Raw genomic sequence first — 15,723 nt, 5'->3', positions numbered from 1 at the left:
TTTATGATATAATACAGCTATATATACAATAATAATTTAAAAGTTTTACCGATTGGTAAAACTTTTTTAATGATATTTGGGAGGTTACTTATGATTAGTACTACAGGTGTTAGTTTAAGATACGGTGGACGTAAATTATTTGAGGATGTAAATATTAAATTTACAGAAGGTAATTGTTATGGTTTGATTGGAGCTAATGGTGCAGGTAAATCAACCTTTTTAAAAATTTTATCTGGAGAATTGGAAGCTAATTCAGGGGATGTATCTATTACTTCAGGACAAAGATTAGCAGTGTTAAAGCAAGACCATTTCCAATATGATGAGGAAGAGATTTTAAGAACTGTTATGATGGGGCACCCTAGGTTAATAGAGATTATGGATGAGAAGGAAGCACTTTATGCTAAAGAAGATTTTAGTGATGAAGATGGTATAAAGGCTTCAGAACTAGAGGGAGAATTTGCAGAGCTTAATGGATGGGAAGCTGAAAGTGAAGCAGCCACATTACTACAAGGGCTAGGAATAACTGAAGATTTCCATTATAAAAAAATGAAAGAATTAAATGGATCAGATAAGATAAAAGTATTACTTGCACAGACTCTATTTGGTCATCCAGACATACTACTAATGGATGAGCCGACAAACCATTTAGATATAAAGGCTATAGCTTGGCTTGAAAACTTTTTAATGGATTTTGAAGGAACTGTAATAGTAGTATCTCACGATAGACACTTTTTAAATAAGGTTTGTACCCATATGGCAGATATTGACTTTGGAAAAATTCAAATGTATGTAGGAAATTACGATTTCTGGTATGAATCAAGCCAATTAGCTCTTCAAATGGCAAAAGATCAAAATAAAAAGAAGGAAGAGAAAATTAAGGATCTTCAAACCTTTATTGCTAGATTTAGCTCAAATGCATCAAAAGCTAAACAGGCTACTAGTAGAAAAAAACAATTGGATAAATTAACTCTTGATGATATAAAACCATCCTCTAGAAGGTATCCTTTTGTTGGATTTAAACCACAGAGAGAAGCTGGAAATGATCTATTAACTGTTGAAAATTTAACTAAGACTATTGATGGTGTTAAAATTTTAGATAATGTCAGCTTTATGGTAAATAAAAATGATAAAATAGCATTTTTGGGTGATGGTATAGCTAAAACTACACTATTTAGAATATTAATGGGAGAGTTAGAGGCGGATAGTGGAACTTTTAAATGGGGAATAACTACATCTCAATCATATTTTCCACAAGATAACTCAGAGTATTTTAATGATTGTGATTTAAATCTTGTAGATTGGTTAAGGCAATTCTCAGAGGAGAAGGCAGAAAGCTTTATAAGAGGATTCTTAGGTAGAATGCTATTTTCCGGAGAGGAAGCGTTAAAACAGGCTTCTGTATTATCAGGGGGAGAAAAGGTTAGATGTATGCTTTCTAAGATGATGTTAAGTGAGGCTAATGTACTAATACTTGATGAACCAACTAACCACTTAGACTTAGAATCGATTACAGCCGTGAATAACGGACTTACCAATTTTAGTGGAACTATTTTATTCACATCTCATGACCATCAATTTATCCAAACAGTTGCAAATAGGGTAATAGAACTTACACCTAAGGGCATTATGGATAGAACTATGAGTTATGATGAGTATTTAGAAAGTACTGACATACAAAAGCAATTAGAAGAAATGTATAAGATCTAAAATTATTATATATTATTAATAAGTGCTCGTTTCTATAGTAGAAGCGAGCACTTTACTTATAAGAGATTATAATATAAAATTTAATTTAGAAATTCATAATGGTGTAGATAGGAGCGAAATAATGGAACATAAAAGTCATGTAATAGATATTTTATATGAAAAAATAAATATAGATAAAGATATTCTATTAGAAATTATAGAAACTCCTTTAAATGCAAAGATGGGAGATTATTCTATACCATGTTTCAAAGTGAGGTGTAACTGTTACACGTCACCTATTGAAATTGCTAGGAGTATTAAAGATAAATTGCAAGGTCATGAATATTTTGAAGAAGTTCAACAAGTGGGAGCTTATGTTAATATATATATTAATAAAAATATCATTATTAGAAATATCATAGAAAAGATATTAAAGGAAAAAGAGTATTTTGGAAGTAGTGAAGAAGGTAAGGGAAAAACTATAATAATAAACTATGGAATAGGTAATGGAGTTTATGAAGCTCCTATCAATTTGGACCAAGAGCATTTGGGAAGAAGCCTTGAAAAAATGTTTGTGTTTCAAGGATATGATGTCATTGATATACACAATGAGTGGAAGAATAGTGAAAAAAACATATTAGATATGGTTTTAGAAATAGAAAGAAAAGGATTATTAAGTGAATATAATAATTTTAAAGTAGTAAAGCTTAAAGAGTATAATTTGCCTCCATGCATTATTATTAAAGAAAATGGACATTTTGCTCATGGAATCAAAGATCTAGCACTTATAATGTATATGATAAATAAGTATGAATGTTATAAATTCATAAACTTAATAGAAAGAAATAAATGGATTTATATAAATCAACTTAAGGGTCTATCAAAAGTTTTAGAGTATGATTTGGAAGGTAATAGAGTTTTATTCACTTATTATAACTATAAAAAAGAAAATTCATCATGGGGTGAACATAGGATAGAAGAGATAAAAGCCTATGAGATTATTAGAGAAATTTATAATAAATTAAGTTATATGTTATTTGAATCATATAAAAATTGTCCTGACAGGAATCTATGTAAGCGCAGAATTACTGAGAAAGAATTCGAATATGTAATTAAGTTAGGAAATTTTCCTGATATAATAAAAGCGGTAATCGTAGAGAGTAATCCTGTTAAACTATTGGATTATCTGTTAGATATTTCTGTAGAACTTAAGAATATATATATGATGTTAGAAAACAATGATGACGCTTTTGAAAATTATAATGTTCAATTAATAGAGGCTTCTCTTCAAGTCTTAAAAAATGGAATGATTTTAATGGGAATAAAAAAAGTCTATTGAAATTTCAATAGACTTTTTTGAGTTTTAATTTATTATGCAGAAACTGATTTTTCTTTAGATGTTGTTTCACTTGTTCCAATATTCTTCTTTAATCTAACTTCAGGCTCCCTTGGAAGACCAAAACCAGGTATAAATCTATCCCAACCTGTTAAAGTTAACAGTAAGACAGAAAATACTGTTACATATGCCATAAAGTTATATTTAATTACGTCAAAGGCAACGAAGTCATATAATGGATAAATTGCTGTTAATATACCAACATAAAATCCTATGTATACGTGCCAAGGAATTAATTGAGAACCAAATACTCCAAGAGCAGCATTAAATGTAGCATTTCTAACTCTTAAGTTATAGATATCTTCTTCGCTACCTTCAACATTTTTCTCAACTAGTTCTTTAACTATAGGTCCTACAGTAACTATTTGCGCCATTTCATCAGAAAGGGCAGCATTACCAGCTATACATAAAAGACCATTCATAAACATTAATTGTCTTACATTTTTAGCTAACTTTAAAACTAAGTTTGAAAGTGGTTCGAAGGCATTCATTTTTGACATTATACCACCAAAGGCACCAAACCACATCATCATAACAATAACCCATGAACCTGCATCAGAGAATCCCATATACATTAAATTTAAAAATGATGATATAGATTCTACTGTACCTGCAAACATTCCTAATATACATGAAGAAACAATTCCAACTGCTAAACAAGCTAGAGTAGGTATACCTTTAACTGCAGCTATTATAACAAGTAATAGTGGAATTGCCATATAATAAGGAACTCCTTCTTTAACTTGATTTAAAAGTTCAACAGCTGATGGTCTTGCCTCACCAAGAGATGTCCAAACTTCAGATGGAATAGCATTTATTGCAGTAGATGCATTAGCTAGATCTGTAGGCAATTTCATCATTATACTTGCAACATATATCATTACTCCTGCAATTACAAGGCAACCAACAGACCAAGCTGTTTGTTTCTTTATTCTATCAATTATTTCAACTTTTTGAATTCCTGAACTAACAACTGTGGTATCAGAAATAAGTCCTATATTATCACCAAAACAAGCACCACCAGCAATTGAAGCAGTAGTTAATAGTACATCTCCACCAACGATATGATTAAGCCATAAAAAAATTGGAGCACATGCAGCAAAGGTTCCCCATGAAGTACCTGTTGCTACAGAAAGAACACATGTAACTAAGAACCCTACTAATGCCACTGTTCTTGCAGTTAATCCAAGTGAAAGTGCCATATTAACGATAGAAGCACCAACACCAGTGGCCATAAATGCTTCTGCCATACCATAAGCAAACATAAGTATAAAGAAAACTAAGTTTAAATGCTTAACGTTTTCCATAGCACAGTCGACTAAATCATCAAATTTAAGCCTTTCTGTGATAGATGCTACAATAAGTGCATAAATAGTAGCTATAGGCGCAGCTATTAAAGCATCCATTCCAGACATCATAAGGCCAGCTAATAAGAATACTGGCGAGAATTTAAAAAATCCGATAAAAAAATTCATTGTTTTAATCCCCCTACTTAATATTGAAACAATATTGAAACAATATTTAAAATTCTCTTAAATTATAAAAGAAATTTGTCAAAATTTCAAGACATTTGTCAATATTTTATCAATAAAATTTGTGAACAATTTTTATTATACTTATTTATATCAAAAATATTAGAATAATTTATAATATTTAGAAAATTGCCTCACAAATTTAGAAAATATTGTAAGTAGAAATTAGTCATATTATGAGGGTAAATAATATGATTAGATATTTTTTTCACATAAGTAAGAATAATATATTTATTAGCATTATTTAGATTATTCACATAAGTTTTTAAAACTGGCAGACATCCCTTATTATAAACATTCGATTAAGCAGGTATAGACATATGGCTTTCGTGTAACTAACCAAAATGAAGCGTAATAAGTGCAGGTGGATACAGTTACAAAAAGTTTGACGGTAGGATAGCAAATTATGAAATAGATAATTGGTTTAAAATGATTCTAGTACTCCATTCACCAAAATGATAGTACAAGAAGTAGTTTCTAAGAATCTATTATGTTAGAATAAAAGAAATTTATACAATGTAAAATTCTTTTTAAATACAATACTAGTAAGCGGTGTTAATAATGAACTATTACTTAAAACAAAGCCATAATAAAAAAGAAAGCGTAATTGCTGCTTACGCTTTCTTTTTTTATTATGGTTTTTTTATCGGATCCCGCCCTTATGCGGATAAGTTATTATTTTTATTAGCAGAGCCACCCTTTTTTAATCTTACATCTGGCTCTTTTGGTAATCCAAATTTAGGAATGAATCTATCAAGTCCAGTGAATGTTAAGAATAATATTGAGAATACCGCTACAAATGCCATGAAATTATATTTAATAATATCTAAGGCTACAAATTTATGGAGTGGATAGACTGCAGTCAATATTCCTATATAAAAACCAATGTATACATGCCAAGGAATTAATTGGGAACCAAATACTCCAAGTGCATCTGCAAAGGTTGCATTTCTTAATTTAAGCTTGTACAAGTCCTCTTCACTACCTTCAACATTGGTTTCTAGAATTTCTCTAGTTATAGGACTAACTGTAACTATTTGAGCCATTTCATCTGATAGGGCAGCATTACCAGCTAGACATAGAAGACCATTCATAAACATCAATTGTCTTACGTTTCTTGCTATTTTAACTACTCCTCTAGAGAGTGGTTGGAAGGCATTCATTTTAGACATAACACCACCAAAGGCACCAACCCACATCATCATAACAATTACCCATGAACCTGCATCTGAGAATCCTGTCATCATTAAGTCTAAGAAAGCAGTAAGTGATTCTACAGTTCCTGCAAACATACCAAGAATTAAAGAGGAAACAATACCTACAGCTAAGCAAGCAAGGGTAGGTATACCTGCAACTGCAACTCCTATAACTAATATTAGAGGAATTACCATATAAAGAGGAACTCCTTCTTTAACTTGATTTAAGAGGCTAACAGCAGATGGTCTAGCTTCATTTAATGAGGCCAATGCATCTTTAGGTATAGCATCAATTGCTGAAGCAGCATTTGCAACTTCTGTTGGAAGTCCCATGGATACGCTTACAAAGAAGATTATAATTGCAGCTATTATCAGGCAGAGTAAAGACCATACACCTTGACTTCTAACTCTGTCTATAACCTCTACACCTTGCATACCAGAACTAACAACAGTTGTATCTGATATAAGACCTATATTATCACCAAAGCAAGCACCGCCAGCGATTGAAGCTGTAGTTAATGCTATATCACCGCCAACTATGTGATTTAACCAAAGGAATATAGGTGCACAGGCAGCAAAGGTTCCCCAAGAAGTTCCTGTAGCTACAGAAAGAGCACAAGTTACTAAGAATCCAGCAACTGCAACTGTTCTAGCATTTAGTCCTAAGGAAAGAGCTACGTTAACTATAGAAGCACCAACTCCTGTAGCCATAAAAGCTTCTGCCATTCCATAAGCAAACATAAGTATAAAGAAAACTAAGTTTAAGTGTTTAACATTGTCTACTGCACAATCAAGTACATCGTTAAATTTAAACTTCTCTGTAATAATAGCTACAAAGAATGCATAGATAGTAGCGAGTGGTGCTGCAAGTAGAGCATCCATCCCAGAAATCATTAGACCCGCCAGTACAAATACTGGTGAGAATTTAAAAAGTCCAATTAAAAAATTCATAATATATATGAACCCCCTTCATATAATGTTGAAATGTTTCGAATTATCTAAATTATAATAGATATGTGACGAATTTGCAATAAGAATGTTAAAAAAAAATGAATAATCATGGTTAAAAAAATAGTAAATAATGTATTAAATACTATAAAAAGCGATAAAAAGTGTACAATTTTACTTAAAACAGTATCAAATATTGATTTAAACGGTATTGATAATGATAAACTATGAATTAAGTGTTAACAAATTCATAAAAAAGTAATGAGTAATATTTCCAATACATTATTAAATGCTATTAAATAAATTTTGAAATAGGAATAGATAAAATTAAACATAATTAAATATAAGAGTTTATAGAGAGATGATTGTTATAAAAAAATAATAAGGCAATTTCTAACTTTAAAGTTAGAAATTTAATTTAAGTTTTATTATAAGTTAACATAAAAATAAAGAGAGGAGATAATATGAGATCTCCTCTCTTTATTTTTATATGGTTTAATAATTAGATGATGAATTATTTGTTCCTTCTACGATGGCGATAGAAGCACTAGCACCAATTCTAGAAGCACCAGCTTCAATAAGGTTTAATGCATCTTCTTGAGTTCTAACTCCACCAGAACCCTTAACACCCATGTTAGGTCCAACTACCTTGCGCATTAAAGCAATATCACTAGGTGTAGCACCACCTGTACTAAATCCAGTAGAAGTCTTAACAAAATCAGCACCGGCTTCTTGAGCTAATTCACAAGCTTTAATTTTTTCATCTTCTGTTAATAAACAAGCTTCAATGATAACTTTAACAATAGCTTTTCCGTTAGCAGTATCAACTATTTCTTTAATATCATTTTTTACGAAATCAAAGTCCTTATCTTTAAGAGCACCTATGTTAATTACCATGTCAACCTCATTAGCACCTAATTCAATAGCTCTTGCAGTTTCAAAAGCCTTTGCCTTAGTATCCATGGCACCTAGGGGAAACCCTACTACTGTACATACTAGAACATCACTATCTTTTAGTTCTCTTGCTACTAATTCTGTATAGCATGAATTAACACATACAGATTTAAATTTATATTTCTTAGCCTCCATACATATCTTAATTACATCAGATTTTTGAGCATCAGCCTTTAAAATAGTATGGTCAATCATTGATCCAATATTCATAATTATACCTCCACAGATTTATATATAAATTGTAATAATATACTATTAGTATAACTCTTAAAATAAGTTATTACATATATTTATTATAGTAGTATTAGATTTTATTATATATTAAAAGTTCTTAATCCTACTTTTCATTTTAAATACGTAATTATCATCATGTTTATTTAGCTTTTTACTTATTTTAAATGATAATACCATAGCTATAATAGCAACAATAACAGAGTATAACTCATAGTATTTAAAGTTATTAGCTTTAAATACTACCATTGAAATTGAAAGGGCAATTAAAGTAATAATAGAAGGAAATACATAAGCCAAAAATGTTAATCTTTTAAAGGTATCATTTTCTATTTCTACAATTACTTTTTCACCAATTTTTGCATCAGCAGTGTTTTCAATATCCATTAAAATAGTGTCTTTAGGACATCCTCCTTTGCAAGAAGAGCAAGCTCCACCACATCCACTCTTTTTAATGAAGGCAACTGTAGCCATGTTACTATTTATCTTTTTTACTACACCTTCTTGTTCCATTTTATCACCTCTAAACAAATATAGAAGGCCTAAGCCTTCTATATTATATCATACTAATAAGTTGTTTTAAACATATTACCTTTAAACTTCAGTAGCTGGAGAATCAGTTTTAATAGCTTCTTTAACTACTGGCTTACGGAAGTTATCTATAGATTTTTTTGGACATTTATTTGCACATATTCCGCAATTTACACATTTATCATAATCAAATACAGGAATATTGTTAACTAATTCTAAAGCATCCTTAGGACAGTTTTTAACACAGATAGAACAAGATATACATCCTACAGAACAAGCATCCATAACATCTTTACCTTTGTTCTTATTATTACATGTAATTCTAACCTTAGATTTTTTAGGAACAAAATGTATAAGGGCTTTAGGGCAAGCTTCAATACAAGCACCACAAGCAACACATTTTTCCTCGTTAACCTTTGCAATACCATCTACTATGTCAAGAGCACCAAATTGACAAGCTCTAACACAAGAACCTAGTCCCATACATCCGTACTCACAAGCTTTAGGTCCGCCGCTAACTACTGAAGCTTGGTGACAATCCATAGCTCCTTGGTAAGCAAATTTATCCTTTGCAACTTCACAAGTACCTTTACATCTAATAAAAGCAACTACTGGTTCAGAAACTTCATTTTCTAGTCCAAGGATACTAGAAATTTTTTCTGAACAGGTAGCCCCACCTGGACTACAAAGATTTGGTTTTGCATCTCCATTAACAACAGCTTCAGCATAAGCATCGCATCCAGCAAATCCACAACCACCGCAGTTTGCTCCAGGTAGTGCTTCTCTAACTAGAGGAATTCTTTCATCCACTTCTATTTTAAATTTATCTGTAGCATATCCTAATAGTGTACCAAATACTAAGCCAAGGCCTCCAAGACTTAGTACAGGACCTATTAAGTTTGAAATTTCCATTAAGACCCCTCCTTAAACTAAACCGCTGAATCCGTAGAAAGCGATTGCCATAAGTCCAGCTGTAATTAATGATATAGGCAATCCTCTAAAAGCCTCAGGCATGTTTGTGTTTTCTTCCATTCTTTCTCTTAATCCAGCAAGCAACACAATAGCAAGCATATATCCTAGAGCAGTTCCAAGGGCATTAGCTAAACCTTGTGCTAAGTTATATTCTAAATCCATATTTGTTATAGCAATACCTAAAACTGCACAGTTAGTTGTTATAAGAGGTAGGAAGATTCCTAGAGCTCTGTAAAGACCAGGTTGAATCTTCTTTATTACAATTTCAACAAATTGTACTAGAGACGCTATAACTACTATAAAGGCTAAGGTAGATAAATAACCTAAATCTAATGGCATTAATATAAAAACATTTACAACATAGGTGATAAGTGTAGCTAATATCATAACGAAGGTAACTGCAAGTCCCATACCTTTAGCGGTTTCAGTCTTTTGTGAAACTCCAACGAAGGAACATATACCTAAGAATTTTGATAAAATTACGTTATTAACTAATAGAGCACCTATGAAGATGGTTATTAATTCTTTCATCTGTTCTCACTCCTTCTATTTAGCTTGCTCAGCTTTTTTAGCTTTTGAAATTTTATATTGGTTAAGTCCGGCAAGGATCATACCAAGAGTTATGAAAGCACCAGGTGCTGAAGTCATAACCATTGCTGGTATATAAGACTTAGGTAATACTTGAAGTCCATAGAAAGTACCGTTACCTAATATTTCTCTAAATGTAGCAAGAATTACCAAGGCAACTCCAAAGCCAAGACCCATTCCAATAGCATCAAAAATAGAAGGAAGCACCTTGTTCTTAGAGGCATAAGCTTCAGCTCTACCTAAGATTATACAGTTAACTACTATAAGAGGTATAAATATACCAAGAGAAGCGTTTAGTGCAGGTATATAAGCTTCCAATAAAAATTGAATGATAGTAACAATAGTAGCTATAACTACTATATATGAAGGAATTCTTATTTTATCAGGCACTAATTTTCTAATTAATGATATAACTGCATTTGAGCCAATTAATACTGCTGTAGTAGCAAGAGCCATTCCAACAGCATTTTCTACACTACTAGTAACTGCAAGGGTAGGACACATAGCCAATACTTGAAGGAATACTGGGTTCTCAGTAATAATACCTTTTTTTAATCTATCACCAAATATATTCATAGTTATTTTCCTCCCTTCAATTCATTATTATAGTATTGAATTGCAGTGTTAACACCGTTTGTAACAGCTTTAGAACTTATAGTAACGCCAGTGATGGCAGTTATATCTGATCCTAGAGCTAAATCCTTAGTAGCATCTTTATCTTTATATTGATCAGTAAATGCTGGTTCAGTAGTCTTTGTACCCAATCCTGGGGTTTCTGATTGGTTTAAAATTTTTATTCCTGTAACTTTCTCATCTTTTGAGATACCAACCATCATTGTTATCTCTCCGCCATAGCCTTTAGAACCAACTTCAATTACATAACCAGTAGATTCTCCACCGGTTTTTGCTTCAAAAGCGCTTTTAACTGTTTTGTCTTCAGGAAGTGTTAATCCTTCAAGTTCAGTGAATTCATCTGCAGGTAAAACCATCTTTAATGCTGCAGCCTGATCCTCTTTTTGTCGCTTTTCAATTGGAGCTCTTGTAATGTCGTAAGCAAAACCAAGTAATGCACCAGCAATAGCTGTTATTATTAATAGGATTGCACCTAATTTTAAATTTCTCACTATTTTGCACCCCCGAATACACGTGGACTTGTGAACTTATCAATAACTGGTACGAATAAATTCATTATTAATATAGAATAAGATACACCTTCTGCATAACCGCCATACAGACGAATTACACTAGTTAATATACCACAGGCAACTCCAAATACCACTTGACCTAATCTAGTAGCAGGAGTAGTAGTATAATCAGTGGCCATGAAGAATGCTCCAATCATTAATCCACCAACAAGTATTTCATAAATACCATTTCCAGTCATAAGACCATTTCTACCTAAAACCGTAGTTATTATAAATACAGTACCAATGTATGTAACAGGTATATGCCATGAAATTACCTTTCTATATAAAAGATAAGCTCCACCGATTAATAGTGCTAAGGCAGAAACCTCTCCTATACAACCAGCAGTATTAGCGCCTAAAAATACATCCATTGAACTTGGAAGGGCAGCACCACCGTTACGTAGAATTCCAAGTGGAGTAGCTGCAGAAACTCCCTCTAAAGTCCAAGCAGTCATTTGTACTGGGTAAGCAGCTAACAGGAATGCTCTCGCTGCTAAAGCTGGGTTAACGATATTTTGTCCGATTCCACCAAAGAAGCACTTAACAACTATTATTGCAAAAGCACTTCCAACAGCAACCATCCATAGTGGAATGGTCACAGGTAGGTTAAAAGCAAGCAGTACACCTGTAACCACTGCGCTTAAATCTTTTATATTATCAGGTCTCTTAGTTATTTTGTTAAATATATATTCGCTAAGGATTGAAGCACCTACTGCAGTTAATGTAACCCATAAGGCACGAAGGCCAAAGAAATAAACAGCTGCAATTAAAGCTGGACACAATGCAATTAAAACATCTCTCATAATCGTTGATACAGTGTCTTTTGATTTTATATGAGGAGATGAAGATACGGTATATAATTTATCTGACATACTATTCACCTCTAACTTTTCTTTCTATTATTCATAACTCTTTTTTTGCCTTCTTTACAAGTTTGAGTTAAATGACGTTTAGCAGGACATGAAAAACTACATGCACCACATTCTAAACAGCTAAGACCATTGAATTTTTCAAAGCCTTCATAATCTCCTCTAACTACCATAGAGTTTAACTTATTAGGAAGTAAGAACATTGGACATGCTTCAATACATTTACCACATTTTATACAGCTTGTCTCTATAGTAGGGATAGCTTCACTTTGTGATAGACATAATAAGCCAGAAGTTCCTTTAACTGCAGATAAATCTAGAGTGAATAGTGCAGTTCCCATCATTGGTCCACCACTGATTATTTTAGCAGGTTCTTCGTTAAATCCTTGACAATAATCAATCAATTCTTGAAGATTTGTACCAAATTTAACCAATAAGTTTTTAGGGCTTTTAATAGCGCCTCCTGTAACAGTAACTACTCTATCTGTAAGTGGTTTTCCAAGTAATACTGCATTTCTAATAGCATATATAGTAGCAACGTTTTGAACTATACACTTTGCATCAGAAGGCAATTTACCAGTAGGTACTTCTCTTTTTGTTATAGAGTAAATAAGTTGTTTTTCAGCACCTTGAGGATATTTTGTTTTTAATTCAGCAACTTCAACATTATTGATATTTGAAACTGCTTGCTTCATTTTTTCAATAGCATCTTTTTTATTATCCTCAATTCCTACATATATCTTTACCTTAGGAAACATATGACCTAGTATTTTTAAACCTTCAGCAATTTCTGTTGATTTTTCTAACATTAATCTATGGTCGCAAGTTAAATAAGGTTCACATTCTGCTGCATTAATAATTATTGTATCAATATCAGCATCTTTAGGCGGGTTAAGTTTAACGTGAGTAGGGAAGCATGCACCTCCTAAACCAACGATTCCAGCCTCTTTAATTAATGTAAGTAGTTCCTCTTTTGATAATTTTTCATAATTGTCATGATTTTCATAATTCATCTCTTCATAAGTATTATCGTTTTCAACAACTATACTCATAACTTTAGCACCAGTAGCAGTGGTCATTGGGATAATGTTCTTAACAGTACCTGATACACTTGAGTGTATAGGTGCTCCAAGCCCCTTTGTAGCATCCCCAATTTTTTCACCAACTAATACCCTATCCCCTTTTTTAACAATAGGTTCGCAGGGTGCTCCGATGTGCTGGCTCATAGGAAATACTAAATCGCCTTTTGGAATATAGGCTTCAATTTTATGAGTTTCAGAAAAATTTTTTCTGTGAGGTGGATGAATACCTCTTTTGAAAGTAAAAAGTCCCATAATTATCCTCCGTTTCTTAATTATATTAAACAATAAATATAGTACATGCTATATTATACAACCAAATTTAACACGGTGCAACATAACTAGCCAAAGGTTTGTTAATAAAATGACATATAATTTGAAATAATATATATAAAATGAATATTTTTTATCTTTAATCTTGTAAAATTAAAAATGAAAAATAAATGTTATAAAACTATTGTAATTTAAAATGACATTTGATACAATTATCACAAAATAAGCATTAGCTTATAAAATAAGCAAATACAAATAGGAGTTTATTATGACTAACAGAGAAGAAGAAGTTTTACAATTAATAAAAAAAAATCCTCTCATATCTCAAAATGAATTAGCAGATATTTTAGGCATAACTAGATCTTCTGTAGCAGTACATATTACAAATCTAATAAAGAAAGGATATATAATTGGAAGAGGATATGTATTAAATTCCTCAAACTTTATATCAATAATTGGAGGAAGTAATATAGATATAGTTGGATTTAGTACTAAACCTATGAGATTAAATGATTCAAACCCAGGTACAATAAAAATTTCATTAGGTGGAGTAGGTAGAAACATAGGCGAGAATTTAGCACGTATGGACGTAAATGTTAAACTTATTTCTGTTATTGGAGATGATGTTTATGGTAAGAAGATTGTGGAAGAAGGTAAGAGCATAGGCCTAGATTTAGAGCATAGTATTAAACTTCAAGGACAATCTACATCTACATATATGTCAGTATTAGATGAAAGTGGAGATATGAAATTAGCTATTTCAGACATGGACATTTTTGATAACATGAATGTAGAATTTATTAAACAAAAAAAAGAGATAATAGAAAGTTCTCGTATCTGTATAATTGATACAAATATTCCTAAGGAAGTTATTGAATATGTAGTAAATAATTTTAAAGGGCCAAAATTCTTTTTAGATACTGTCTCAACAGCAAAATGCATAAAGATAAAGGATTTTATAGGAAAATTTCATACTATAAAACCAAATAAATTTGAGGCAGAAATATTATCGGGTATATCTATTAATGATGAAAAAGATGTTCACAGAGTTGGAGAATACTTCATTAAACAGGGTGTAGAAAATGTGTTTATTAGTTTAGGAAAAGATGGAGTATATTATAATTCAGGGGATCAATGGGGTTTTTATAGAGCACCTAAAATTAATGTATTAAATGCTAATGGAGCTGGAGATGCATTTTTATCAGGACTAGTGTTTAGTGCTTTTAATGAATCTTCCTTAGAGGAGACATTAAGGTATTCGACTGCTTGTTCTATAATGGCCATAACATATAAGGAAACCATTAATCCTAATATATCAGAAGAAAATATTAATAAAATTATAAAGGAGTTAGAATTATGTTAGAAAAATATTTAGATATTAAAGAAGAAGTAAAATTAGCATTAAAGGAAGGTAAGGCAGTAGTTGCCCTTGAGTCTACAATTATATCTCATGGAATGCCTTATCCTAAGAATGTAGAAACTGCATTAAAAGTTGAAGAAATTATTAGAGAAAATGGAGCAGTTCCAGCAACTATGGCAATATTAGATGGAAGATTGAAAGTTGGATTAACTAAAGAAGAGATTGAAAGACTTGGTAAAAGCGGTGATGTAATAAAAACTAGTAGAAGAGATATACCTTTTATAGTTGCTAATAAGTTAAATGGAGCAACTACTGTAGCAACTACCATGATTATGGCAAACTTAGCAGGAATAAAGGTTTTTGCGACAGGGGGAATAGGTGGAGTTCATAGAGGAGCTCAAGAAACTTTTGATATATCAGCAGACTTAGAAGAGCTGTCTATGACAAATGTGGCTGTAGTTTGTGCTGGAGCTAAATCTATCCTGGATATAGGATTAACCCTTGAGTATTTAGAAACTAATGGAGTTCCAGTAGCTGGATTTAAAACAGAGGAACTTCCAGCCTTCTATACAAGAAAATCTGGATTTAAAGTTGATTATAAAGTAGATGATGAAGCTACATTAGCTAAAGCATTAAAATGTAAATGGGATTTAGGATTACAAGGTGGGGTTGTAGTTGCAAACCCAATCCCAGAAGAGTATCAAATGAATTTTGATGAAATAACAGAGGCTATAAATAATGCAGTTAAAGAAGCAGAAGAAAAAGGAATAAAAGGAAAAGAAAGCACACCATTCCTTTTAGGAAAAGTAAAAGAGATAACTAAAGGTGAAAGTCTAGAAGCTAATATTCAACTAGTTTACAATAATGCTAAACTTGGAGCAAGATTAGCTGTCGAATTAAGTAAATTATCATAATAATGTT

General features: G+C 31.8%; 14 protein-coding genes. 4 read left to right on the top strand and 10 right to left on the bottom strand.

What is annotated here, in order from left to right; genetic code table 11:
• The first annotated feature begins 90 nt into the window (after positions 1-90).
• Both ACI48Q_RS11275 and ACI48Q_RS11270 read left to right on the top strand, forming a co-directional pair.
• Positions 91-1,707 carry an ABC-F family ATP-binding cassette domain-containing protein gene (locus tag ACI48Q_RS11275; protein WP_474919177.1) on the top strand — a complete coding sequence of 539 codons (1,617 nt, stop codon included), beginning with the start codon at positions 91-93 and terminating at the stop codon, positions 1,705-1,707.
• Between the two features lie 121 nt (positions 1,708-1,828).
• Positions 1,829-3,025, top strand: coding sequence for a DALR anticodon-binding domain-containing protein (locus ACI48Q_RS11270; RefSeq protein ID WP_474919176.1), 1,197 nt, complete (start codon positions 1,829-1,831; stop codon positions 3,023-3,025).
• 32 nt (positions 3,026-3,057) lie between these two features.
• On the opposite strand, the gene ACI48Q_RS11265 is transcribed toward ACI48Q_RS11270, so the two are convergent.
• From ACI48Q_RS11265 to rsxC, 10 genes are all read right to left on the bottom strand, one after another.
• Positions 3,058-4,566 carry a Na+/H+ antiporter NhaC family protein gene (locus ACI48Q_RS11265; protein ID WP_474919524.1) on the bottom strand — a complete coding sequence of 503 codons (1,509 nt, stop codon included), beginning with the start codon at positions 4,564-4,566 and terminating at the stop codon, positions 3,058-3,060.
• Positions 4,567-5,273: 707 nt separating this feature from the next.
• On the bottom strand, positions 5,274-6,761 hold the full coding sequence (locus ACI48Q_RS11260) for a Na+/H+ antiporter NhaC family protein (protein ID WP_474919175.1): 1,488 nt from the start codon (positions 6,759-6,761) through the stop codon (positions 5,274-5,276).
• A gap of 492 nt (positions 6,762-7,253) precedes the next feature.
• A complete protein-coding gene (deoC, locus tag ACI48Q_RS11255) occupies positions 7,254-7,922 on the bottom strand; it encodes a deoxyribose-phosphate aldolase (RefSeq protein WP_474919174.1) in 669 nt (222 codons plus the stop codon).
• Between the two features lie 111 nt (positions 7,923-8,033).
• Positions 8,034-8,456, bottom strand: coding sequence for a SoxR reducing system RseC family protein (locus ACI48Q_RS11250; RefSeq protein WP_474919173.1), 423 nt, complete (start codon positions 8,454-8,456; stop codon positions 8,034-8,036).
• An 81-nt stretch (positions 8,457-8,537) separates the two neighbouring features.
• Positions 8,538-9,380 (bottom strand): RnfABCDGE type electron transport complex subunit B, encoded by an 843-nt coding sequence (locus ACI48Q_RS11245; RefSeq protein WP_474919523.1) that lies wholly within the window; start codon positions 9,378-9,380, stop codon positions 8,538-8,540.
• Positions 9,381-9,398: 18 nt separating this feature from the next.
• A complete protein-coding gene (gene rsxA / locus ACI48Q_RS11240) occupies positions 9,399-9,977 on the bottom strand; it encodes an electron transport complex subunit RsxA (protein ID WP_474919172.1) in 579 nt (192 codons plus the stop codon).
• Between the two features lie 15 nt (positions 9,978-9,992).
• Positions 9,993-10,610 (bottom strand): electron transport complex subunit RsxE, encoded by a 618-nt coding sequence (rsxE, locus tag ACI48Q_RS11235; RefSeq protein WP_474919171.1) that lies wholly within the window; start codon positions 10,608-10,610, stop codon positions 9,993-9,995.
• 2 nt (positions 10,611-10,612) lie between these two features.
• On the bottom strand, positions 10,613-11,158 hold the full coding sequence (locus ACI48Q_RS11230) for an RnfABCDGE type electron transport complex subunit G (RefSeq protein WP_474919170.1): 546 nt from the start codon (positions 11,156-11,158) through the stop codon (positions 10,613-10,615).
• Positions 11,158-12,093, bottom strand: a complete 936-nt coding sequence (locus ACI48Q_RS11225; RefSeq protein ID WP_474919169.1) for an RnfABCDGE type electron transport complex subunit D — start codon at positions 12,091-12,093, stop codon at positions 11,158-11,160. Before ACI48Q_RS11225 ends, ACI48Q_RS11230 begins: the two co-directional genes overlap by 1 nt.
• An 11-nt stretch (positions 12,094-12,104) precedes the next feature.
• Positions 12,105-13,424 (bottom strand): electron transport complex subunit RsxC, encoded by a 1,320-nt coding sequence (gene rsxC / locus ACI48Q_RS11220; protein WP_474919168.1) that lies wholly within the window; start codon positions 13,422-13,424, stop codon positions 12,105-12,107.
• A gap of 286 nt (positions 13,425-13,710) precedes the next feature.
• Between rsxC and ACI48Q_RS11215 the strand changes: the two genes are divergently transcribed.
• Together ACI48Q_RS11215 and ACI48Q_RS11210 are read left to right on the top strand one after the other, a co-directional pair.
• Complete coding sequence (locus tag ACI48Q_RS11215; RefSeq protein ID WP_474919167.1) at positions 13,711-14,805, top strand: PfkB family carbohydrate kinase; 1,095 nt, start codon at positions 13,711-13,713, stop codon at positions 14,803-14,805.
• The gene (locus tag ACI48Q_RS11210; protein ID WP_474919166.1) at positions 14,799-15,716 is read left to right on the top strand and encodes a pseudouridine-5'-phosphate glycosidase; all 918 of its coding nucleotides are present in this window, start codon (positions 14,799-14,801) and stop codon (positions 15,714-15,716) included. The genes ACI48Q_RS11215 and ACI48Q_RS11210 overlap by 7 nt, the downstream gene beginning before the upstream one ends.
• The last annotated feature ends 7 nt before the right edge of the window (positions 15,717-15,723 follow it).

The organism is Clostridium sp. LXY-7 (assembly GCF_056172015.1).
Note: the sequence above shows the minus strand (reverse complement) of the source record. Positions and strands in the feature narration are given on the sequence as shown.

Bases quoted from the DNA above. Each gene is read 5' to 3' on its own strand.
- rsxA (WP_474919172.1), bottom strand. From the start codon at position 9,977: ATGAAAGAATTAATAACCATCTTCATAGGTGCTCTATTAGTTAATAAC.
- ACI48Q_RS11225 (WP_474919169.1), bottom strand. From the start codon at position 12,093: ATGTCAGATAAATTATATACCGTATCTTCATCTCCTCATATAAAATCA.
- ACI48Q_RS11275 (WP_474919177.1), top strand. From the start codon at position 91: ATGATTAGTACTACAGGTGTTAGTTTAAGATACGGTGGACGTAAATTA.
- deoC (WP_474919174.1), bottom strand. From the start codon at position 7,922: ATGAATATTGGATCAATGATTGACCATACTATTTTAAAGGCTGATGCT.
- ACI48Q_RS11270 (WP_474919176.1), top strand. From the start codon at position 1,829: ATGGAACATAAAAGTCATGTAATAGATATTTTATATGAAAAAATAAAT.
- ACI48Q_RS11250 (WP_474919173.1), bottom strand. From the start codon at position 8,456: ATGGAACAAGAAGGTGTAGTAAAAAAGATAAATAGTAACATGGCTACA.
- rsxE (WP_474919171.1), bottom strand. From the start codon at position 10,610: ATGAATATATTTGGTGATAGATTAAAAAAAGGTATTATTACTGAGAAC.
- ACI48Q_RS11215 (WP_474919167.1), top strand. From the start codon at position 13,711: ATGACTAACAGAGAAGAAGAAGTTTTACAATTAATAAAAAAAAATCCT.
- ACI48Q_RS11260 (WP_474919175.1), bottom strand. From the start codon at position 6,761: ATGAATTTTTTAATTGGACTTTTTAAATTCTCACCAGTATTTGTACTG.
- ACI48Q_RS11210 (WP_474919166.1), top strand. From the start codon at position 14,799: ATGTTAGAAAAATATTTAGATATTAAAGAAGAAGTAAAATTAGCATTA.
- rsxC (WP_474919168.1), bottom strand. From the start codon at position 13,424: ATGGGACTTTTTACTTTCAAAAGAGGTATTCATCCACCTCACAGAAAA.